Source organism: Embleya hyalina (assembly GCF_003967355.1).
Classification (GTDB): Bacteria; Actinomycetota; Actinomycetes; order Streptomycetales; family Streptomycetaceae; genus Embleya; species Embleya hyalina.
The window spans coordinates 685,136-705,844 of record NZ_BIFH01000014.1 but is presented as its reverse complement, the minus strand read 5'-3'; the positions used below and the strand labels follow the sequence as shown (position 1 = coordinate 705,844).

Below are 20,709 nucleotides of genomic sequence, written 5' to 3'. Positions count from 1 at the left end.
GGGTCGAACGACCGACCGAATCGCACCCGCCCGATCCGCCCCGCCCGGCCCCGGGGCCCGGCTCAGCCGGCCGGCGCGGGGACCAGTGCCCGCACCGCCGCCGGCACGCAGTCCGCGGTCAGCGGCAGCGCGCCCAGCCGCTCCCCGTCGGCCCAGCCGCTGAGCCCGCGCGCGGTCAGCGACACGGTCGCGGCCCGGTGCACGGTGACCAGCGGGTGGTTCACGTGCCGCCCGCCGTAGACCCCGGGGAACACCCGCAACAGCTCGGCCCGCCCGCACGCGGCCACCACCGTTATGTCGAACAGCCCGTCGGCGAGATCGGCGCCCGGGCACATCCGCATGCCGCCGCCGTAGGAGCGACCGTTGCCGACCGCTATCAGCGTGGCCTCGACCTCGAACGGCTTGCCGTCCAGTTCCAGCTCGTAGTCGATCGCCTTCAGCGCGCCCAGTTCGCCCAGCAGCGCGGCGTTGTAGCGGGTCCGCCCGCCCGCCCAGGTCATCCGGTTGGCCCGCTCGTTGACGCGCGAGTCGAAGCCGGTGCACAGGATCGTGCCGAACCAGCGCTCGCCGACCCGGCCCAGGTCCACCGGGCGGATGTGCCGATCCGCCACCACGCGGGCCGCCGCGGCCACGTCGCCCAGCGGCAGGTCCAGCGCGCGGGCGAAGTCGTTGCCGGAGCCGATCGGTATCACGCCCAGCGGCGTCGGGGTGCCGGCGACCGCCTGCAGCGCGGCCGCGACGGTACCGTCGCCGCCGACCGCGACCACCGCGTCCACACCCGCGCGCACCACCGAGCGCAGCCGGGCGATGCCCTCCGCGACGCCGGGAGCGGACACCTGATGCGGCGTCAGCCCCCGGTCGCGCAGCAGGTCGGCCGCGATCGACGCGGCTTTCAGGCCACGCCCGCGGCCCGCGGTGGGGTTGACGAATATTGCGATCTCCCGAGACACAAGGCGCGAGAGTAGCCCACCCGACCTCAGGTAATGTCGTCCACCCTGGCGGCGGAGCCCGGGTCCGGGTCGTCGCCGACGGCGCTCGGGCGCTCGACCGGGCGCACCGAGGTGTCCAGGACCGACGCCTCGTCGTCGTCGAGGTCGGCGCCGAACACTTCCTCGCGCCGCCTGCCGCGCCGGCGGTCGTTGATCCAGGCCACGATCAGCGCGATCCCGTACAGGATCGTGATCGGGATGGACAGCAGGATCATCGTCAGCGGGTCCGTGGTGGGGGTGGCCACCGCGCCGAAGATGAAGATGCCCATCACCACCCAGCGCCACCAACTCGCGAGTTGCTTCGCGGTGACGACCCCGCCGATGTTCAGCATGATCAGCACGAGCGGCAATTCGCACGCGATGCCGAAGACCACGACCATGCGGATGACGAAGTTGAGGTAGTCGTCCAGTTGGATCTGATTGCTCGCGTCCGCGAGCGTGAAGTCCAGGAGCACCTGCAGGGCGTGCGGCAGGATCCAGTACGAGAAGTAGGCACCGCCCAGGAACAGCGGCACACCCACGCCGACGAAGGCCAGCGAGTACTTCTTCTCGTGCTTGTGCAGCCCCGGCGCCAGGAAGGCCCACATCTGGTAGAGCCAGATCGGCGAGGCCGCGATGATGCCGGTGGCCAGGGAGATCTTCAGGGCCATCGAGAACGGCGAGAGCACGCCCTGCTGGACCAGGACACCCTGACCACACTTGGTGACACCCGTGCCCTTGACGTCCTTGAGGTCGCAGACGGGATGGACCAGGAATCGGCCGATGTCCTCGTAGAAGAACGCGGCGACGATGGTCACGACGATGATGGCCAGGAGCGCCTTGACGAGACGATTGCGCAGTTCGCGCAAGTGCTCCATCAGGGGCATGCGCCCCTCGGCGTCCTTGATCTTCTTTTGTTTCGGGCCGGACTCTCGTCCGCGCCCTGCCTTGTCAAGCACCTTGAGGGCCGACTCCTAAAGGGCGCGTACGGACTCAGCGACGGTTGTGGTCGGGCTCGCCGACCGGCCGCGCCTCGTTCACGTCGCCCGGAGCGGCCGAGATGGTGCGCGGCGGCGCCTCGGTGGTCTTGGCACTCTTGTCGGACGCGGGGGCCTCGGCCGTCCCGTCCTCCTTCATCGCCTTGGTCTCGCTCTTGAGGATGCGCAGCGAGCGACCCAGCGCCCGCGCCGTGTCCGGCAGACGCTTGGCGCCGAACAACAGCACGACGACAACCAGGATCAGGATGATCTCGGGCCAACCGAGCTTGCCAAACATAGTCAGTACCTCATTGCCGGGGCCGGGGGGTTACGGATCGATCGTACGCCGGTGCGGATGACGCACGTGCAACGCAATGGTGGCGAACAACTGCACCGGGCGTAACCCCCAGGGGTCACGCGGGCGAATCAGTGCCGGTGCGCGGACGCGGACCGCGGGGGCGGTACGACGTCCTCTCGCGCCGCGGGGCGGCCCGCCTCGTCCAGTTCGGCCGCCGCCCGGGACAACCGGTCGCCGGCGTCGGCGACGGTACCGCCCAATCGGCGCACGTCACCGAACAACCGCACGGCGAGCCAGGCGAGGACGCCGAGCCCGACGAGCACGAGCACGAGGAAGAGCAGGACCCACGGCAACATGCGGCGACCCTAACAGCCCGCGAAGGCCCCGTTCAGCGTGCCACCTGCATGGACGACACCCCGCCGTCGGTGAGCAGTTCGACGATCCGCTCACCGGCCGGGCGGCGCACCGAGTCCGCGCAGGTGGGGCAGCGGAAGAGGTAGAAGGACTTGTTCGGGCGGAGCACCAGCCGTAGCTGATCCGCCGTCAGCTCGACCCGTCCGCATACCGGGCAGCGCGCCGTGAACGTCGACACCGTGGGCCTCCTCGCAAGGTCGGGAAGGTTGTCGTCGGTGGTACCGGGAGGTGCCGGCGGGCCGGATCCGGGGCGTGTGCCGTTTTTGGACAGTCGCCCGCGGACCCGGCCGCTCGGTCTACTCCGCGTAGGCCGCGAGCGCGGCCGACGCGGTGCGTCGTACATCGTCGACCAGCTCCGGCGGGGAGATCACCCTGCCGTGTCCGCCCAGGCGCAGCGCCAGTCGCCGGATCCCGGCGGGGTCGGGCGTGCGCAGGGTCAGGCGCAGACCGCCGTCGGCCAACTCCTCGACCTTGTCGTAGCGGTAGTACTCGGTGACCCAGCGCCCGCCGGGCCCCAGTTCGAGCACCACCTCGATGCCGTCGGCGGCGGTCGGCGCGAAGCCGTCGGCCAGGTCGAGCGGTTCGATCGGCTGCGGCTCGGACGCCTCGTCCAGCAGCACCGCCTCGGCGACCCGGTCGAGCCGGAACAACCGGCGCCCCTCGGCCTGGCGACACCACGCCACCAGGTAGGTGTGTCCGTCGACCAGGACGAGGCGGATCGGGTCCACCTCGCGCTCGGTGATCTCGTCCCGGCGCGGCACGTAGTAGCGCAGCCGCAACCGCCGCTTCTCGCTCACCGCTCGGTCCATCGTGGCGAACGCCGACTCCTGGGCCGCGTCGTCGCCCTCGAACTCGACGGTCACCCCCTCGGCGGCGCGCGCCGCCTCGCCGGCCGCGTCCTCCAGCTTGGCGGTCACCCGGCCGAGCGCGACCTTGTCCCGCTCGCGCAGCCCGGACAGCCCGGCCAGCGCGCGCAGCGCCACGAGCAGCGCCAACGCCTCGTGCGGGGCCAGGCGCACCGGGCGCACCGGGGCGTCGGCGTTGTCCAGGAAGACCCGGCCCTCGAAGTCGACGTGCGGCTCCAGGAGGTCGTCGGCCATGAAGCTGGTGCCGCACATGTGCAGGGTGCCCAGGTCCGCCTCGACCTGGGTCACCGGCAGGCCGAAGGCGCGTGCCACGTCGTCGAGTTGGGTGCCCGGGCGCTCGCGCAGGTAGGCCACCAGGGACAACAACCGTCGGGTGTCGTCGATCGCGTTGCTCATCCGACCTTCACCTGTCCCGTCGCCCCGTGGGCGGCCTCGCGCAGTTGCGCGACCACGGCGTCGCGCAGGTGGGGCGGCTCGAGCACGACCACGTCGGGGCCGAACTCGGCGAGCCAGTGGTGCAGTCCGTGTCCGTGACTCATCTCCAACTCGTCCCAGCCCTCGCCGCCCGGACGCACCGCGCTCGCGCGCGCCCGCAGCGGGAACCCGGCGCCGGCGCGCACCCGGATCCGGGCGACGCCCTCGCCGCCCTCGCCGGCGAAACGCGCGACCTGGGCGCGCACGTCCACCTTGGCCGGCACCTCGGCCGAGAACGGCTCCTTCAGCGGCTTCGGCTTGGGCTTGTCGGCGATCCGGTCCAGCCGGAACACCCGCTGCTCGCCCCGGTCGCGGGCGAAGCCCACCAGGTACCAGCGGCCGCGCCAGCAGCTCATCCCCCACGGCTCGACCACACGCGCGGTGACCTCCGCGGCGCCCGAGCGGCGGTAGGCGAACTGGATCGGCCGGCGGGTGCGCAGCGCGTCCAGGAGCGGACCGAACGCCGGCTCGCGGGCGGTGACCCTCGGCTCGACGCTGGTCAGCGGGGCCGAGTCGATCTCCACGCCCGCGGCCTTGAGCTTGTACAGCGCGCCGGTGGCGGCGCCGGCCAGCGCGGACTGCTGCCAGGCGCCGGCGGCCAGGGCGAGCGCCGCGGCCTCCTCCGGGTCCAACTCCACCGGGGGCAGCGTGTTCGCCTCGGGACGGATGCGGTAGCCGTCGGCCGACTCGATCAGCGGGTCGTTGGCACCGGTCTCGACGATGAAGCCGAGCTCGCGTACGTCGTCCTTGTCCCGCTCGAACATGCGGTCGAAGGCCTCGTCGGACGTGCACAGTCGATACGACTCGATCGACTGCCGCAACTCTTCCTTGGTGACGTAGCGACGGGCGGCGAGCAGGCACATGACCAGACTCACCAACCGCTCCTGCTTCGGAATCGCCATCAGATCCCAGTCCCTCCCACACGGCGCAGCCCCGACCGTACCGCGTTCGGCGCGCGGGTTGGTCCCGCCCGCCGATCTGCCCCCCGAGTTCGCCCGCCGCAGGCCGGCGCCGTTAGGCTCCCGGACCGTGATCACCTGGCGACGCGGCGAAGTGACGGCGATCCGACGGGCCTGGCGCGGGGCCGTGGAGGTGACGGTGGCGGTGCCCGAGCCGGAGCCCGCCCGCGTGTTGCGCGCGATCGCCTACCCGCACCTGACCGGCACCCCCGAGGTCGGCGACGCGGTGCTGCTCAACACCACCGCGCAGGACATGGGCCTGGGCACCGGCGGCTACGCGCTGGTGGTGGCGCTGCCCGAGCGGCTGCCCGCGGACCCGCCGCCCGGGCCGGGGCACGTGGTCAAGGCGCGCTACACCCCGATGCAGGCGGTGGTGCTCGGCGTCGACGAGCAGGACTCGCCGCACCACGCCACGCTGAGCGCGGCCGACTCGCTCGACGGCATGCCGGTGGTGATCGCCGACCTGCACTCGGCGCTGCCCGCGATCTGCGCCGGGATCCGCGCCGCGCGGCCGGACGCGCGGGTGGTGTACGTGATGACCGACGGCGGCACGCTGCCGCTGTGGTTCTCGATGACCGTCGACACGCTGCGCACGCACGGATGGCTGGCCGCCTCGATCACCGTCGGCCAGGCGCTGGGCGGCGACCTTGAGGCGGTCACGCTGCACACCGGCCTGCTGGCCGCCCGCCACGTCGAGCACGCCGACGTGGCGATCGTCGCGCAGGGCCCCGGCAACCTCGGCACGGGCACCCGGTGGGGCTTCTCCGGAGTCGCGGCCGGCGAGGCGATCAACACGGTCGCCACGCTCGGCGGCCGCCCCGTCGCGTCGCTGCGCATCTCCGACGCCGACGGACGCGAACGCCACCGCGGCGTCTCCCACCACAGCCTCACCGCGTACGGCCGCGTCGCCCTCGCCGCGGCGGACGTGATCGTCCCGGCCCTGCCCGAACCCCTGGCCACGCGGGTGGCGGCCGACATCGCCCCACTCCACGCCCGCCACCGAATCCACACCGAGCCCACCGAAGGCCTGGACGAAGCCCTACGAACCAGCCCGGCCCGCCTGTCCACCATGGGCCGCCCCCTGGAAGCCGACCACGCCTACTTCCTGGCCGCAGCCGCAGCCGGCCGCTGGGCCGCAACCAACCTCCCAACCCAACCCACCTAATCTCAACCCATCCAAACCCACCTCATCCGGATCCCACCCATCCAAACCCAACTCACTCAAACCCGGCCCGACCCGAACCCAGCCCACACAAGCCCATCGCATCCGAACCCCAACCCGCCCGAATCCAGCCCGCCCGGCGCTTGAGGCCCAACAAGCCGCACGCCGGCCAACACACCCCGCCCGGCGTCCACCACAGACAAGCCACCCCCAGCCCGTCCGGCGCTTGAGGACCGGCGGGCCGCAGGCCGGCCAACACACCCCGCCCGACGTCCACCACAGGCAAGCCACCCCCAGCCCGTCCGGCGCATGAGGACCGGCGGGCCGCAGGCCGGCCAACACCCGACCGGCTCAGCCCCAAGAACAGTCAGCCCAACACCAGCCCATCCGGCGCTTGAGGACCGGCGAGCCACAGGCCGGCCAACGCACCCCGGCCGGCGTCCACCACAGGCAAGCCACCCCCCAGCCCGTCCGGCGCATGAGGACCGGCGGGCCGCAGGCCGGCCAACACCCGGCCAGCTCAGCCCCAAGAACAGTCAGCCCAACACCAGCCCATCCGGCGCACGAGGACCAGCGAACCGCACACCGGCCAACACACCCCGCCCGGCGTCCACCACAGGCAAGCCACGCCCCAGCCCGTCCGGCGCATGAGGACCGGCGGGCCGGAGGCCGGCCAACACCCGACCGGCTCGGCCCCAAGAACAGTCGGCCCAACACCAGCCCGTCCGGCGCATGAGGACCCGCCGGAAACGCAAACGGCCCCGACCCGCGCAGCGCCTGCGCGAACCGGAGCCGTCGACGCGTGCGACTAGCGCACGTTCAACAGGTCCACCACGAAGATCAGCGTCTCCCCGGGCGCGATCGCCCCCGGCGATCCGCGGTCCCCGTACGCCAGGTGCGCCGGAATGACCAGCTTGCGCCGACCCCCGACCTTCATCCCCTGCACGCCGCGGTCCCAGCCCTCGATGACCTGACCGATACCCAGCCGGAAGTCCAGCGGCCGGCCACGGTTCCAGGACGCGTCGAACTCCTCACCGGAGGAGAACGACACGCCGACGTAGTGCACGCTGACGTCCTGGCCCGCCCGGGCCACCGCGCCGTCGCCCTCCCAGATCTCGGTGATCTCCAGGTCGGCGGGCACGCCACCCTCGGGGAAGTCGATCTCGGGCTTCGTAAGCTTGCTCACAGCGGTATCCGTATCCGTTCGAGTACTGAATGCGCGTCCAACGTACCGGGCCACCCGCCCGATCCGACCATCACACCGACCGTCAGGCGGCCGTGCCGCCCAGCGCGTCGATGATGTCCACGACGAACACCAGCGTCGAGTTGGCCGGGATTGTCGGCGGCTTGCCCTCGGCGCCGTAGCCCTTGTCCGCGGGCAGCACCAGCAGGACGCGGCTGCCGACCTTCTGGCCCACCAGACCCTCGTCCCACCCGGGCACGACCTGGCCGACACCGATCTTGAACGCGGTCGCGCCGCCGTGGTCCCACGACGAGTCGAACTTGGTGCCCTTGTCGAAGAGCGCGCCGGTGTACTGCGCCACCAGCGTCTGGCCCTTCTGGACCACCGGGCCGGTGCCCTCGATCAGCGGCTGCACGACCAGCTTGGTCGGCGCGGCGGTGCCCGGCGGGATGGAGATCTCCGCGGCCTTGCCCGACTCGACCTTCGCGAGCGGCAGACCGGCCGGCGGGGTCACCGCGGCGCCCTTGGCCTCCGCCTTGCTGTCGATCGTCTTCGTCGCCTTCAGGTCCAGCATGAGCACGACGGCCTGCTTTTCCTGGGTGACCTTGGCCGGGACCACCACGAGCATCCGGGTGCCGACCTTCTTGCCGATTATCCCCTGCCCGATCTCCTTCAGGAGCTCCTGGCTGCCCGCCTGGAAGACCTCGGGGGTCTTGGTGTCGTACGAGTTGCCCGCGTCCGAGCCGTCCCAGTTCTTGCCGACGGTGTCCGCGACGACGTAATCCTTGTCCTTGATCACGTCGCCGGTGCCCTCGATGAGGATCTTGGTCGTCGTCTTGTCGCCGGACTTCCCCTTGGGGATCTTGATGTCCGGCTTCTGCCCGAAGGCACCGGTCACGATGGGTGTAACGGTTTTTCCTCCGTCGTCATCGCCACACGCGACCGCGGTGAAGGCCAGTGCGGGGACCAGAAGGAGCGCAGCGAGACGGCGCACGATGTTCCTCTGCTGAGATGGACAAGGACCGGGACACTCTATGGGGTCCCGATGTGAGGGCGACGTGAAGACGACAATCGCGTTCAGGCGACTTCGCGACCCGGCCGGCGCAGCCGCGCCGCCCAGCGCCCGTCCTCGGCGCGCACCGTCAGCGGAATCCCGAAGCATTCGCTGAGGTTGGCGTCGGTCATCACCTCGCGCACCGGCCCCGCGGCCACCGTCGCACCGCGCCGCAGCAACAGCGCGTGGGACACCGCCGTGGGCAACTCCTCCAGGTGGTGGGTCACGATCACCAGGGTCAACCGCGGATACTCGCGCGTCAGCGAGTCGATCGCCTCGAGCAGTTCCTCACGGCTGGGCAGATCGAGCGCGTTGGCCGGCTCGTCGAGCAGCAGCAGCCTCGGATCGGGCATCAGCGCCCGGGCGATCCGGGCCCGGCCGCGCTCGCCCTGCGAACACACCGCGATCTCGCGCCGCGCCAACCGCTCCAGGCCGAGCAGCGCGATCAACTCCGCCGCCCGGGCGTGCTCGGCCGGCCCGTACTTGCCGTACAGGGGCTGCACCGTGCCGCTCGCACCGGTGAGCACGTAGTCGGTCACCGTCAGGTATTCCGGCACCCGCAGCGCCGCGTTGACCGCGCCCACCTGCGCCCGGACCTCGCGCACGTCGACCTTGCCCAGCCGCTTGCCCAGCACCGTCACGGCGCCGTTGCCCGGAAAGCGCAACGCGCCCGCCAGCGCCAGGATCGTGCTCTTGCCCGCGCCGTTGTGCCCCAGCAGCGCCCAGCGCTCGCCCTCGCGGACCGTCCAGTCCACGCCGACGAGCATGTCGGTGCGCCCGGCGGGCCCGTGCGCCCACACATCCACCCCGTCGAGCTCGAAGACGGGCGGAGCGATGTCCCATGCAGGTGTATCGACCATCGATCAAGCATGCCGGCCGCCCACCGCCTCCCGACCTCGGGAGGGGGTGGGCGGCGGCCTCGTCTCACATGCCGGCCGGCGCGGGTCGAGACGGCCGGCTCACATGCTGGCGATCAACTTCTCCACGCGGTCGTCCACCGACCGGAAGGGGTCCTTGCACAGCACGGTGCGCTGCGCCTGGTCGTTGAGCTTGAGGTGCACCCAGTCGACGGTGAAGTCGCGCCGCTGCTCCTGGGCCTTCTTGATGAACTCGCCGCGCAGCCGCGCCCGAGTGGTCTGCGGCGGCAACGACTTCGCCTCGAAGATCTTCAGGTCGTTGCCGATCCGATCGACCTGTCCGCGTCGCTCCATCAGGTAGTAGAGCCCTCGGCGCCGATGGATGTCGTGGTAGGCGAGGTCTATCTGCGCCACCCGCGGCGAGGACATGGGCAGGTTGTGCTTGGCCCGGTAGCGCTCGATCAGCTGATACTTGATCACCCAGTCGATCTCGCGCCCGACCAGATCGAGATTGCCGGAGTCGATCGCCTCGAGGGTGCGCTCCCACAGATCGAGCACCTTCTCGACCGTGCCGGTGCGGATGCCCCGGCGATCGGCGAACTCCTGCGCCTTGGTCAGGTATTCGCGCTGGATGTCCAACGCGCTGGCCTCGCGGCCGTTGGCCAGCCGCACCTTGCGCGAGCCGGTCATGTCGTGGCTGACCTCGCGGATCGCCCGGATCGGGTTCTCCAGGGTCAGGTCGCGCATGACGATCCCGGCCTCGATCATCCGCAGCACCAGGTCGGTCGAGCCGACCTTGAGCAGCGTGGTGGGCTCGGCCATGTTGGAGTCGCCGACGATGACATGCAGTCGCCGATAGCGCTCGGCGTCGGCATGCGGTTCGTCGCGCGTGTTGATTATCGGACGGGAACGGGTCGTGGCGGAACTGACGCCCTCCCAAATGTGTTCGGCGCGCTGACTCACGCAGTACACCGCACCGCGCGGCGTCTGGAGCACCTTGCCCGCGCCGCACAACATCTGACGGGTCACCAGGAACGGGATGAGCACGTCGGCGAGCCGGGAGAATTCCCCGTGCCGCGCCACACAATAGTTCTCGTGGCAACCGTAGGAGTTGCCGGCGGAATCGGTGTTGTTCTTGAAGAGATACACGTCACCCGCGATGCCCTCTTCGTGCAGCCGCCGTTCGGCGTCGACGAGAAGACCCTCGAGAATGCGCTCACCGGCCTTGTCGTGCACGACAAGTTCCGGCACCGAGTCGCACTCGGGCGTCGCGTATTCGGGGTGGCTGCCCACGTCCAGATACAGCCGGGCCCCATTGCGTAGGAAGACATTGCTGCTTCGGCCCCACGAAACGACTCGGCGGAAGAGGTACCGCGCCACCTCGTCCGGGGAGAGCCTGCGCTGCCCCCGGAACGTACAGGTGACGCCGTACTCGTTCTCCAGCCCGAAGATGCGGCGGTCCATGCAGCAACATTACGCCGACGACGCGCCGTTCCGGGACAACTCGGGGTCGGCGGTTTCCACAAGCTGGATCACGTTTGAGATCAGCCGGCCCCGACCGGCCAGCAATACCAGCAATCCGAGCCCCGCCCCGACCCCCGCGACCGCGAAGGCACCCCGCGCGCCGGCCACTTCGCCGGCCCAGCCGGCCAGCGCCATGCCCACCGCCGCGCCCGCGCCCATCGCGGCCACCAGCCACGCGAACGCCTCGGTCACCGTGCCCCGCGGCGCCAACTCGTCGATCAACGTGAACACGCACGCGATCGCCGGCGCCAGGAACACCCCCGACAACACCGCCAACGGCATCATCAGCCACGGCCCCGGCACCACGATCAGCGGCAGGTAACACAGCGTCAGCCACGCCATGAACCACAACAGCCGGCGGGCCGGCGGGGTACGCCAGGCCCGTACCCCGTGCACGAGGCCGCCCAGGAGCGCGCCGAACGACATCGCCGCCAGGAACACCCCCGACAGCGCGTCCGAGCCCTCACGGTCGGCGTACGCCACCGCCGCCACGCTCAGCACGCCCAGCGCGATCCCGGCCAGCGTGAAGGCCGGCAACACCACGCGCAGGCCGGGCGAACGCAGCGCCCCGGCCCAGTGCGGCGTGTGCGGCTCGCCGCGCCAGACCCGCGACGGGTGGGAGGTGGCCACGATCAGCGTGCCCGCGACCCCGACCAATCCGGTCAAGAGCACGGCCAGCTGCGCCGAGCCCAGCTGTACGACCACCACCACGATCAGCGGCCCCACGGTGAACAGCACCTCCTGGGCGGCGGCGTCCAGCGCGTAGGCGGCCTGCACCCGCTCGGGGGTGAGCACCGAGGGCCACAGCGCCCGCAGCCCGGCCTCCAGCGGCGGCGTGGTGAAGCCCGCCACCAGGACCGCCGCCACCGCCACCGGCAGCGGACGGGCGCCCACCAGCGCGAACACCGCGTAGGCCAGCGCGGACACCGTCGCCGAACCGATCAACACCCCGGTCTGCCCGCGCCGGTCCATCCACCGCCCGAGCACCGGCTGCCCCGCCGCGCTGGCCAGCCCGTACACCGCGGACAACGCGCCCGCCAGGCCGTAGCCGCCGCCGTCCGCGCGCACCAGCAGCAACACCGCCAACGCGCCCATCCCGTTGGGCAGTCGCCCGAACAGGGTCCCGCCGAGCAGCCGCCCCGCGTAGGGCACGCGCAGCAGCTCCAGATAGGTCCGCATCGGCGGATACCGCCCTCCCGTGCCGCACCCGACACGTCCGCTCATCCCTAAGTCATACGTATGACTATCCCCTGTCACTGTGCCCGCCCGCTCGGCCGTATGGCAAGCGCGTTCTAGGCTGGACCCGCCCCACCACCCCACCCCGCCACCCCGCCCCGACTCCGCCGCCCGAGGTCACCGTGCCGTCGCCCCCGCCCCCCGCCGGTCGCCCGACCAGCAAGGACGTCGCCCGACACGCCGGCGTGTCGCAGTCCACCGTGTCCCTAGTCCTCGCCGGCAAATGGCGCGGCCGGGTCTCCCCCGCCACCGTCGAGACCGTGCGCGACGCGGCCGCGGCCCTCGGCTACCGACCCAACACCTCGGCACGGTCGCTGCGCCTGGGCCGAACCCGCACGGTGATGCTCGTCGTACCGGTCCTCACCTCGCCGTTCTTCGGCGCCGTGCACAGCGGCGCCGCCCGGGTGGCGGCCGAGCGCGACTTCGGCGTCGTCGTCTACCCCACCCTCGACGGCGCCGACCTGGCCCCCAACGCCTTCTCCCCGGCCGCCATCGACGGCGTGCTCGCCTCCTCGATGGCCGCCGAACCGCTCGACGTGCTGCGCTCCGCCGGACCCGGCACCGGCCACCTGCCCCTGGTCATGCTCGACAGCGAACCCGGACACGGCGTGCCGACGGTCAACCACGACGTCGCCGAGGGCATGCGCACGATCGCGGAGTACGTGGTCGGCCTCGGCCACCGGCGTGTGGCCCGGCTGCGCTCCACCGTGCGGACCTGGACGTTCGAGGCCCGCGACGCGGCCTTCCGCGCCGCGCTCGGCCCCGCCGAGGTGGTCGCCGAGGCGTGCGCCCCGCTGACCCTGGACGGCGGGCGCGAGGCGGCGCTGAGCCTGCTCGCCGCGCCCGCCCGACCCACCGCGCTGCTCTGCGACGACGACCTCCAGGCGGCCGGCGCCTACAAGGCCGCCCGCGCGCTGGGCCTGCGGGTGCCCGACGACCTGTCCGTCACCGGCTTCGACGACATGCGCTACGCGCGCGTGGTCGAGCCCGAACTGACCACTTTCCGGCTGCCCGCCGTCGAACTGGGCGCCCGCGGCATGACCGCGCTCCTGGACCTGCTCGACACCGGCGACGCGGGCCCGGACGTGGTCCTGCCCGGCGAACTGGTGATCCGCGGTTCCACCGCGCCCCCGACGCCGGCCTGACCCCGCCGGCGCCGCCCACACGCGTCAGGGCCCGCACACCGAGGCGGTGTACGGGCCCTGTGACGGGATCCGGACGGACGGGGCGCCCGGGGCGGGAAAGCCCGCGGACCTACTCCTCGCCGGCCTCGGGAGCGGTCCCCGGAGCGGCCTCGGCCGCCCCCTCCTCCGCCGCCTCGCCGGCCGACTCGGCCTCGCCGAGCAGGCGGGTCAGCTGACCGCCCACCAGACGCTTGAACTTGCGCTGCTGCGGCCTGGTGCGATCCAGCGTCGCGACCTCCAACTGCGAGGCCGTGATGGAGCGCTTCTCGCCGACACCGTCGCGCGAGAGGGCGTCGACCGCCACCTTGAGCGCGTCCTCCAGCGACAGCCCCTCGCGGTGCCGGCGCTTGAGCTGGTCGGTGATCTGCTCGACGTTGCCGCCCATCGCCACGTAGTTGTGCTCGTCGGCGACCGAACCGTCGTAGGTGAGCCGATAGATCTGGTCGTCCTCGGGCGCGGCGCCCACCTCGGCGACGATCAGCTCCACCTCGTAGGGCTTCTCCCCCCCGCTGGAGAAGATCGTGCCCAGCGTCTGCGCGTACACGTTCGCCAGGCCGCGGGCGGTGACGTCGTTGCGCGCGTACGAGTAGCCGCGGATGTCGGCGTAGCGCACACCGCCGATCCGCAGGTTCTCGAACTCGTTGTACTTGCCCACCGCGGCGAACGCGATGCGGTCGTAGATCTCACTGATCTTGTGCAGGGCGCGAGAGTAGTTCTCCGCCACGAACAGGATGCCGTCCGCGTAGGTCAGCACGACCACGCTGCGGCCCCGGGCGATGCCCTTGCGGGCATAGTCGGCCCGGTCCGCCATGGCCTGCTGCGGCGACACATAGAAGGGCGTCGTCACCGTGGAGTCCTTTTCGTCGAAGCCGGTCGCGAAGGGTCGGCTGGTGGGGTCGTCGACATCGACGTCAGGTCAGCGGGGCGGTCGGGCCGTCGGGCGCGTCCATGCGGGCGTTCACCACGGTCCGGACGATGGCACCGACCTCGTCGGACGAGAGCCGGCGGATGCCGTCCTCGGTCACCAGGGTGACCACCGGGAAGATCCGTCGGGTCAGGTCGGGACCACCGGTGGCGGAGTCGTCGTCGGCCGCGTCGTAGAGCGCCTGGATGCACACCTGCACGATGCCGTCGGCGTCCAGATCGGAGCGGTACAGCTTCTTCAGCGCGCCCCGGGCGAACAGCGAGCCCGAACCCACCGCGTGGAAGCCGTGCTCCTCCGACCGACCGCCGGTGACGTCGTAGCTGAAGATCCGCCCGACCCCGCCGTCCACGTCGAAGCCGGCGAACAGCGGAACCACCGCGAGGCCCTGCATGGCCATGCCGAGGTTGCCGCGGATCATCTGCGACAGCCGGTTGGCCTTGCCCTCCAGCGAGAGCGTGGTGCCCTCGATCTTCTCGTAGTGCTCGAGTTCGACCTGGAACAGCCGGACCATCTCGACCGCGAGGCCGGCGGTGCCGGCGATGCCCACGACCGAGTACTCGTCGGCCGGGAACACCTTCTCGATGTCCCGCTGTGCGATCAGGTTCCCCATCGTGGCCCGCCGGTCGCCGGCCATCACCACGCCGCCCTCGAACGTCGCGGTCACGATCGTCGTACCGTGCGGCGCCTCGATCGTCACGGGCTGCAGCGGCGGCGTCCTGCGCGCGGGCAGCAGCTCGGGCCGATACGCGTCGAGGAATTCGGCGAACGAGGACGACCCGGGGGTCAGGAAGGCAGCCGGTAGACGCCCGGTGCCACGAGTGTTGGCTTCCACACGATCCCTTCCACATAGGTTGCGGCCCGGCGCAACGCGTCGGGTCGATCCTTGAACATGCCCAGTGCGGCATTGCAGTTGAAGCAGAGTACGGCTCGGACCCTACCGGTTTCGTGATCATGATCGACGTGCTCGGGCCTGGTGGACTGACAGATCGGACATACGCCCATTTGGTCGGCGAGCATGGCCCGATAATCCGCCTCGGTCATGCCATATTTACGCTTGAGATGCCCGGCGCGACCCTCGACCTTACGACAGGCCTTACAGGCCGCCGTCAAACCGTCCCATTGCCGTGAACTTTTATGCCATTCGGAATGCGGCTTGATCTCTTCACATTTCGGGCAGCGCTTATGTCCGTCCGGCACGTCCACTCTGGGCCGCACCTTGAATCCGGCACGCTCCCGCCGTGCGCGGTAGGACGCCGAATTACGCCGCCGATTACACCCAAGGCAATAGAATGAAAGCCCGTCCGGGCTCTTCACGTTGGATCCGAAGTCCCGGACGGGTTTCCACTCCTTGCAATCAGGGCAATTCTTGCCCGATCTCAAATCGGACATTTACCCCTATTCACCACCCTTTTGGACAAATCCACGCACGAATTCCTCGGCATTCTCCTCTAGCACCTCGTCAATTTCGTCCAATACCGCGTCGACGTCGTCCGTCAACTTCTCGTGCCGTTCCTGCACGTCCGACTGGGCTTCGGCGGTGGTCTCCTCGACCTCTTCCGAGCGCTTTGTCGCGCGCTGTTGACCGCCGCTGTCCTTAGTGGCCATGTCACTCACCCCACCTTGAGATCATTTCCTTGAACCGGTGCTTATCCATTCCCCGGAGGATCCACACCCCCGATCCCGAAGGATCGGGGGTGTAAGTGCCAACGAGTGTCGGATGCCCGGTGTTCCGGAACGCGATTTATCCGTCCGTTCGCTTTGTTCCCGCGAACGGGCGAGGTCACCCACCCGTGAGCGCGCGGACCAGATCCTCGGCGGTGCGACAGCGGTCGAGCAGGTCCTTCACGTGGGCCTTCGTCCCGCGCAGCGGCTCCAGGGTGGGCACCCGCTGGAGCGAGTCGTGACCGGCGACGTCGAAGATCACCGAGTCCCACGAGGCCGCCGCGACCTCGTCGGCGTACTGCTCCAGACACCGGCCGCGGAAGTAGGCCCTGGTGTCCTCCGGCGGCAGATGCACCGCGCGCTGCACCTCGGCCTCGCCGGCGATCCGCTCGAAGCGGTCCTCCAGCTTGTTGTACAGCCCCTTGTCGGGCCGTACGTCGGCGTACTGGAGGTCGACCAGGTGCAGCCTCGGCGCGTCCCAGTCGAGGGCGTCCCGCTGTCGGTAGCCCTCCAGGAGTCGGAGCTTGGCCACCCAGTCCAGCTCGCGCGCCAGCGACATCGGATCGGTCTCCAGGCGGGCGAGCACCGACTCCCAGCGGTCGAGCACGTCCGTGGTGTCCGCGTCGACATCCTTGCCGAACCGGTTCTCGACGTACTTCCGGGCCAACTCGAGGTATTCGAGCTGGAGCTGGATCGCGGTCAGCTTCCGGCCGCTGCGCAGCGTGATCAGCTGCTTGAGGGTCGGGTCGTGGGACACCTCGTGCAGCGTGCGCACCGGCTGGTCGACGGTCAGGTCGTTGCCCAGGAAGCGGTCCTCGATCATCGACAGGACCAGCGCGGTGGTGCCGAGCTTGAGGTAGGTGGACACCTCGGACAGGTTGGCGTCGCCGATGATCACGTGCAGGCGGCGGTACTTCTCCGCGTCCGCGTGCGGTTCGTCGCGGGTGTTGATGATCGGCCGCTTGAGGGTGGTCTCCAGGCCGACCTCGACCTCGAAGTAGTCCGCGCGCTGGCTGATCTGGAAGCCGTGCGTGGAGCCGTCCTGACCGATGCCCACCCGGCCCGCGCCGCAGATCACCTGCCGGGAGACGAAGAACGGGGTCAGGTGCCGGACGATGTCGGCGAACGGCGTGGCGCGCTGCATGAGGTAGTTCTCGTGGGTGCCGTAGGACGCGCCCTTGTTGTCGGTGTTGTTCTTGTAGAGCAGGATCTGTTGCCCGCCGGGCAGCTCGCCAGCCCGGCGGGCGGCCTCGGCCATGATCCGCTCGCCGGCCTTGTCCCAGATCACCGCGTCGCGCGGGTTGGTGGTCTCGGGCGCGCTGTACTCCGGGTGGGCGTGGTCGACGTAGAGCCGAGCGCCGTTGGTCAGGATGACGTTGGCCAGACCGACGTCCTCGTCGGTCAGCTGGCTCGAGTCGGCCAGCTCGCGCGCCAGGTCGAACCCGCGCGCGTCGCGCAGCGGGTTCTCCTCCTCGAAGTCCCAGCGGGCCCGGCGGGCCCGCTGCATCGCTGCGGCGTACGCGTTCACGATCTGGGAAGACGTCAACATCGCGTTGGCGTTCGGATGTCCGGGTACGGAGATCCCATACTCGGTTTCGATGCCCATCACACGCCGGACGGTCATGCGACCCCCTCGTCCCTCACCCGGCCGGTACCCGTCCCACACTCTCCGTGGTCGGGGTACACCCTGGTCATGCTGCCGAGCCTATTGCCGTTGGATTGCCTTGGGGATACGGCCGGAACTATTGCCCTGTGCGGAAGTGTCGTGCCGGCACGGCGCCGCGACCCGTGTTCGACCGGAACACGGATCGCGGCGGCGGTGGTCAATCGATGCTCGATGGGGATCAGAGGTACTGACCGGTGTTGGCCACCGTGTCGATGGAGCGCCCGGCCTCGTCGCCCTGCTTGCCCGAGACCAGGGTGCGGATGTAGACGATCCGCTCGCCCTTCTTGCCGGAGATCCGGGCCCAGTCGTCGGGGTTGGTGGTGTTGGGCAGGTCCTCGTTCTCCTTGAACTCGTCGACGCACGCGGCGAGCAGGTGGGCCACCCGGATGCCCTTCTGGCGGTGCTCCAGGAAGTCCTTGATCGCCATCTTCTTCGCACGGCCCACGATGTTCTCGATCATCGCGCCGGAGTTGAAGTCCTTGAAGTACAGGGTCTCCTTGTCACCGTTGGCGTAGGTGACCTCCAGGAAGCGGTTCTCCTCGTTCTCCGAGTACATCCGCTCCACCGCGACCTGGATCATCCCGGTGACCGTGGAGTCGCGGTTGCCGTCGTGTTCGGCCAGGTCGTCGTCGTGCAGGGGCAGCGAGACCTTGAGGTACTTCGCGAAGATGTCCTTGGCCGCCTCGGCGTCCGGACGTTCGATCTTGATCTTCACGTCGAGTCGGCCCGGGCGCAGGATGGCCGGGTCGATCATGTCCTCGCGGTTGGAGGCGCCGATGACGATGACGTTCTCCAGGCCCTCCACGCCGTCGATCTCGGACAGCAGCTGGGGGACGATGGTGTTCTCCACGTCCGAGCTGACGCCCGAGCCGCGGGTACGGAAGAGCGAGTCCATCTCGTCGAAGAAGACGATGACGGGGGTGCCCTCGCTGGCCTTCTCGCGGGCCCGCTGGAAGACCAGGCGGATGTGTCGCTCGGTCTCGCCGACGTACTTGTTGAGGAGTTCGGGACCCTTGATGTTGAGGAAGTAGCTCTTGCCCTGTTCGTTGCCCTGGGCCTCGGCGACCTTCTTCGCGAGGGAGTTGGCCACGGCCTTGGCGATCAGCGTCTTGCCGCAGCCGGGCGGACCGTACAGCAGGATGCCCTTGGGCGGGCGCAGCTCGTGTTCCTTGAACAGGTCGGGGTGGAGGTAGGGCAGTTCCACCGCGTCGCGGATCATCTCGATCTGGTTCCGCAGACCGCCGATCTTGGTGTAGTCGATGTCCGGGACCTCTTCGAGGACCAGTTCCTCGACCTCGCTCTTGGGCACCCGCTCGTACACGTATCCCGACCGGGAGTCGAGCAGGAGCGAGTCGCCCGCGCGCAGCGGGGCGTCGAGCAGCGGCTCGGCGAGGCGCACCACGCGCTCCTCGTCGGTGTGCCCGATGACCAGGGCCCGTTCGCCGTCCTCGAGCAGTTCCTTGAGCATCACGACGTCGCCGATCAGCTCGTACTCCATGGCGTCGACCACGTTCATGGCCTCGTTGAGCATGACCTCTTGGCCGCGCCGGAGTTCGTCGGGCTCGATGTTGGGGCTGACGTTCACGCGCAGCTTGCGCCCGCCGGTGAAGATGTCGGCCGTGCCGTCCTCGTTGGCCTGTAGGAACACGCCGAACCCCGAGGGGGGTTGGGCGAGTCGGTCCACTTCCTCCTTGAGGGCCACGATCTGATCGCGGGCCTCTCGCAAGGTCGCGACCAGTCGCTCGTTTTGTGTGGTCATGCCGGCCAAGGACGTCTGAAGATCGACGACCCGCTCCTCGAGCAAACGGCTCTGGCGCGGTGAGTCGGCGAGCTTGCGACGCAGGACGGCGACTTCCTGCTCTAGAAAAGAAACCTGGCTTACGAGGTCGTCCGTACCCCGAGCCGGCCTCCCACCACGGTTCATGTCGTCGTCGTGGACTGCCACGGCCCTCACCTCCTCCTGGGAGCTGCGACGTCTCCGACCCTACCTATGGCAGGAGGGGTTGAAACCCCTTGATCAGCAAGACTGTCCGGGCGTGTCCGATCTTCACCCGTGCGATTGCCCCCACGCTTGTGAGGATCAGATACCCACCCGACCGCGTCGGGAAGCAGGCGCGAGTAGGGTCTGTTGGTCGCGTGTCGGTACGAATCGGTGAAGAGAGAGGCCGCATGTCCGCGGAAAACGAACCCCTCGAGGTCTGGATCGATCAGGATCTCTGCACCGGGGACGGCATCTGCGTCCAATACGCGCGGGAGGTCTTCGAGCTGGACATCGACGGGCTGGCGTACGTCAAGGGCGCGGACGACGAGCTGCGCACCGAGCCGGGCGCGGTGGTTCCGGTGCCCCCGCCGCTGCTCGTGGACGTGATCGACGCCACACGCAAGTGTCCGGGGGAATGCATCCACATGCGTCGGGTTTCCGACGGCGTCGAGGTATTCGGGCCGGAAGCCTCCTGAATTCCGCTTTGTGGTCTCGTGTCTGGCGACGCGTCAGATCCGTTGGGCACCGAGTGGAGTCAGTCGCCAGCGCAGTGTCGTGCTCGTGTCGGGGCAGCAGCGCGGGATGCCGGGCGTGGACCAGCCCTGCGCCTGTGCGGTGACCGTGTCGCCGGCGCGGGTGAGGTCGTCGACCAGGAGGCCCTCGTCGGTGCCGAGGAGGGTGGCCACCAGGCGCGGCGCGCCGGCGTCCCAGGCGTAGGCGAGGAGCGCGGTGGGCGGGCTGCCGGAGCCGGCCGCGCAGGTGACGCGGACCACGGTGGGCCCATCGGGGTCGGTGAGCACGCTTTCGACGCGGGTGCCCACGCCGGGGCAGTCGAGCGGGAGGGCGATCCCGGCGAGTTCGGCGGCGCTCGGCCCGCCGGTGGGTCGGCGGTTGCCGGCGAGCGGCGCGGCCTGCACCGTCTCGGCGGGTGGGCCGGCCGGTTTTCGCCCCTGCTCGGTGGTGGTGCCGCCGGCGTGGGTGGGTTCGAGGGTGCGCGGCGCGGCCGGGGGATCCTGCTGGTTGGGGCGGCCCCGGGCCGGTGCGGTGACGCCGGGTATGCCGCCGTCGAGGGACGCGGCGGCCCAGATGACCAGGCCGGTCAGGACGATGAACAGGAACACGATGCCCGCGGCGGCGAAGGCGATGCCGTTGCGTACGTCGGGTACCTCGCGGTGCGGGGGGATCGTGGTGCCGGGTGGTCCGTCGGTGGTCGCGAGCCCGCGGGGACTGTCGCCGCGCACGGGCCGGTTCTCAGAGTGATCGTCCGCCACGGTGGATGACGATATGCGGCGGGCCGGGCCCCGGTACAGGGTTCCGGC

The 20,709-nt window shown here is 70.2% G+C and carries 22 protein-coding genes; 3 read left to right on the top strand and 19 right to left on the bottom strand.

Annotated elements, in window-relative coordinates; genetic code table 11:
- Window positions 1–62: 62 nt before the first annotated feature.
- The 7 genes from EMA17_RS07255 to EMA17_RS07225 form a co-directional block, all read right to left on the bottom strand.
- Window positions 63–950 carry a YegS/Rv2252/BmrU family lipid kinase gene (locus tag EMA17_RS07255; RefSeq protein WP_126636047.1) on the bottom strand — a complete coding sequence of 296 codons (888 nt, stop codon included), beginning with the start codon at window positions 948–950 and terminating at the stop codon, window positions 63–65.
- A gap of 26 nt (window positions 951–976) precedes the next feature.
- On the bottom strand, window positions 977–1,927 hold the full coding sequence (gene tatC / locus EMA17_RS07250) for a twin-arginine translocase subunit TatC (protein WP_246126501.1): 951 nt from the start codon (window positions 1,925–1,927) through the stop codon (window positions 977–979).
- 34 nt (window positions 1,928–1,961) lie between these two features.
- Window positions 1,962–2,243, bottom strand: a complete 282-nt coding sequence (gene tatA / locus EMA17_RS07245; protein WP_126636046.1) for a Sec-independent protein translocase subunit TatA — start codon at window positions 2,241–2,243, stop codon at window positions 1,962–1,964.
- A gap of 128 nt (window positions 2,244–2,371) precedes the next feature.
- Window positions 2,372–2,599 (bottom strand): hypothetical protein, encoded by a 228-nt coding sequence (locus EMA17_RS07240; protein ID WP_126636045.1) that lies wholly within the window; start codon window positions 2,597–2,599, stop codon window positions 2,372–2,374.
- Between the two features lie 32 nt (window positions 2,600–2,631).
- Complete coding sequence (locus EMA17_RS07235; RefSeq protein ID WP_078978606.1) at window positions 2,632–2,835, bottom strand: hypothetical protein; 204 nt, start codon at window positions 2,833–2,835, stop codon at window positions 2,632–2,634.
- Between the two features lie 118 nt (window positions 2,836–2,953).
- Window positions 2,954–3,919, bottom strand: a complete 966-nt coding sequence (locus EMA17_RS07230; RefSeq protein ID WP_126636044.1) for a helix-turn-helix transcriptional regulator — start codon at window positions 3,917–3,919, stop codon at window positions 2,954–2,956.
- Entirely contained in the window at window positions 3,916–4,899 is a 984-nt protein-coding gene (locus EMA17_RS07225) for a helix-turn-helix transcriptional regulator (RefSeq protein ID WP_126636043.1), read from the bottom strand. Before EMA17_RS07225 ends, EMA17_RS07230 begins: the two co-directional genes overlap by 4 nt.
- Before the next feature lie 127 nt (window positions 4,900–5,026).
- Here EMA17_RS07225 and EMA17_RS07220 point away from each other — a divergent pair, with 127 nt between their 5' ends.
- A complete protein-coding gene (locus tag EMA17_RS07220; protein ID WP_126636042.1) occupies window positions 5,027–6,121 on the top strand; it encodes a DUF3866 family protein in 1,095 nt (364 codons plus the stop codon).
- A gap of 805 nt (window positions 6,122–6,926) precedes the next feature.
- Here the strand turns inward: EMA17_RS07220 and EMA17_RS07215 are convergent.
- The 5 genes from EMA17_RS07215 to EMA17_RS07195 all read right to left on the bottom strand — a co-directional run bounded on the left by EMA17_RS07215 (window position 6,927) and on the right by EMA17_RS07195 (window position 11,960).
- Window positions 6,927–7,304: an FKBP-type peptidyl-prolyl cis-trans isomerase gene (locus EMA17_RS07215; protein WP_126636041.1), complete on the bottom strand. Its 378-nt coding sequence runs from the start codon at window positions 7,302–7,304 to the stop codon at window positions 6,927–6,929.
- Between the two features lie 82 nt (window positions 7,305–7,386).
- Window positions 7,387–8,199, bottom strand: a complete 813-nt coding sequence (locus EMA17_RS07210; RefSeq protein WP_160161335.1) for an FKBP-type peptidyl-prolyl cis-trans isomerase — start codon at window positions 8,197–8,199, stop codon at window positions 7,387–7,389.
- 179 nt (window positions 8,200–8,378) lie between these two features.
- Window positions 8,379–9,215, bottom strand: coding sequence for an ABC transporter ATP-binding protein (locus tag EMA17_RS07205; RefSeq protein ID WP_246126500.1), 837 nt, complete (start codon window positions 9,213–9,215; stop codon window positions 8,379–8,381).
- 99 nt (window positions 9,216–9,314) lie between these two features.
- Entirely contained in the window at window positions 9,315–10,676 is a 1,362-nt protein-coding gene (gene pafA, locus EMA17_RS07200) for a Pup--protein ligase (RefSeq protein WP_078978599.1), read from the bottom strand.
- Window positions 10,677–10,685: 9 nt separating this feature from the next.
- A complete protein-coding gene (locus EMA17_RS07195) occupies window positions 10,686–11,960 on the bottom strand; it encodes an MFS transporter (RefSeq protein ID WP_246126499.1) in 1,275 nt (424 codons plus the stop codon).
- A 134-nt stretch (window positions 11,961–12,094) separates the two neighbouring features.
- Between EMA17_RS07195 and EMA17_RS07190 the strand changes: the two genes are divergently transcribed.
- On the top strand, window positions 12,095–13,117 hold the full coding sequence (locus tag EMA17_RS07190; RefSeq protein ID WP_126636039.1) for a LacI family DNA-binding transcriptional regulator: 1,023 nt from the start codon (window positions 12,095–12,097) through the stop codon (window positions 13,115–13,117).
- 109 nt (window positions 13,118–13,226) lie between these two features.
- Here EMA17_RS07190 and prcA read toward each other — a convergent pair whose 3' ends face one another.
- From prcA to arc, 6 genes are all read right to left on the bottom strand, one after another.
- Window positions 13,227–14,003 carry a proteasome subunit alpha gene (gene prcA, locus EMA17_RS07185; protein WP_126636038.1) on the bottom strand — a complete coding sequence of 259 codons (777 nt, stop codon included), beginning with the start codon at window positions 14,001–14,003 and terminating at the stop codon, window positions 13,227–13,229.
- Between the two features lie 64 nt (window positions 14,004–14,067).
- Window positions 14,068–14,913 carry a proteasome subunit beta gene (gene prcB / locus EMA17_RS07180; RefSeq protein ID WP_126636037.1) on the bottom strand — a complete coding sequence of 282 codons (846 nt, stop codon included), beginning with the start codon at window positions 14,911–14,913 and terminating at the stop codon, window positions 14,068–14,070.
- Window positions 14,865–15,284, bottom strand: coding sequence for an endonuclease VII domain-containing protein (locus EMA17_RS07175; protein WP_307721530.1), 420 nt, complete (start codon window positions 15,282–15,284; stop codon window positions 14,865–14,867). Before EMA17_RS07175 ends, prcB begins: the two co-directional genes overlap by 49 nt.
- Before the next feature lie 192 nt (window positions 15,285–15,476).
- The gene (locus tag EMA17_RS07170; RefSeq protein ID WP_078978594.1) at window positions 15,477–15,686 is read right to left on the bottom strand and encodes a ubiquitin-like protein Pup; all 210 of its coding nucleotides are present in this window, start codon (window positions 15,684–15,686) and stop codon (window positions 15,477–15,479) included.
- Between the two features lie 175 nt (window positions 15,687–15,861).
- A complete protein-coding gene (gene dop / locus EMA17_RS07165; RefSeq protein WP_126636035.1) occupies window positions 15,862–17,367 on the bottom strand; it encodes a depupylase/deamidase Dop in 1,506 nt (501 codons plus the stop codon).
- Window positions 17,368–17,587: 220 nt separating this feature from the next.
- Window positions 17,588–19,354, bottom strand: coding sequence for a proteasome ATPase (gene arc, locus EMA17_RS07160; RefSeq protein ID WP_078978592.1), 1,767 nt, complete (start codon window positions 19,352–19,354; stop codon window positions 17,588–17,590).
- A 224-nt stretch (window positions 19,355–19,578) separates the two neighbouring features.
- Here arc and EMA17_RS07150 point away from each other — a divergent pair, with 224 nt between their 5' ends.
- Window positions 19,579–19,866 (top strand): ferredoxin, encoded by a 288-nt coding sequence (locus tag EMA17_RS07150; RefSeq protein WP_126636034.1) that lies wholly within the window; start codon window positions 19,579–19,581, stop codon window positions 19,864–19,866.
- Between the two features lie 33 nt (window positions 19,867–19,899).
- Here EMA17_RS07150 and EMA17_RS07145 read toward each other — a convergent pair whose 3' ends face one another.
- Window positions 19,900–20,661: a hypothetical protein gene (locus EMA17_RS07145; RefSeq protein WP_160161334.1), complete on the bottom strand. Its 762-nt coding sequence runs from the start codon at window positions 20,659–20,661 to the stop codon at window positions 19,900–19,902.
- Window positions 20,662–20,709: the final 48 nt, after the last annotated feature.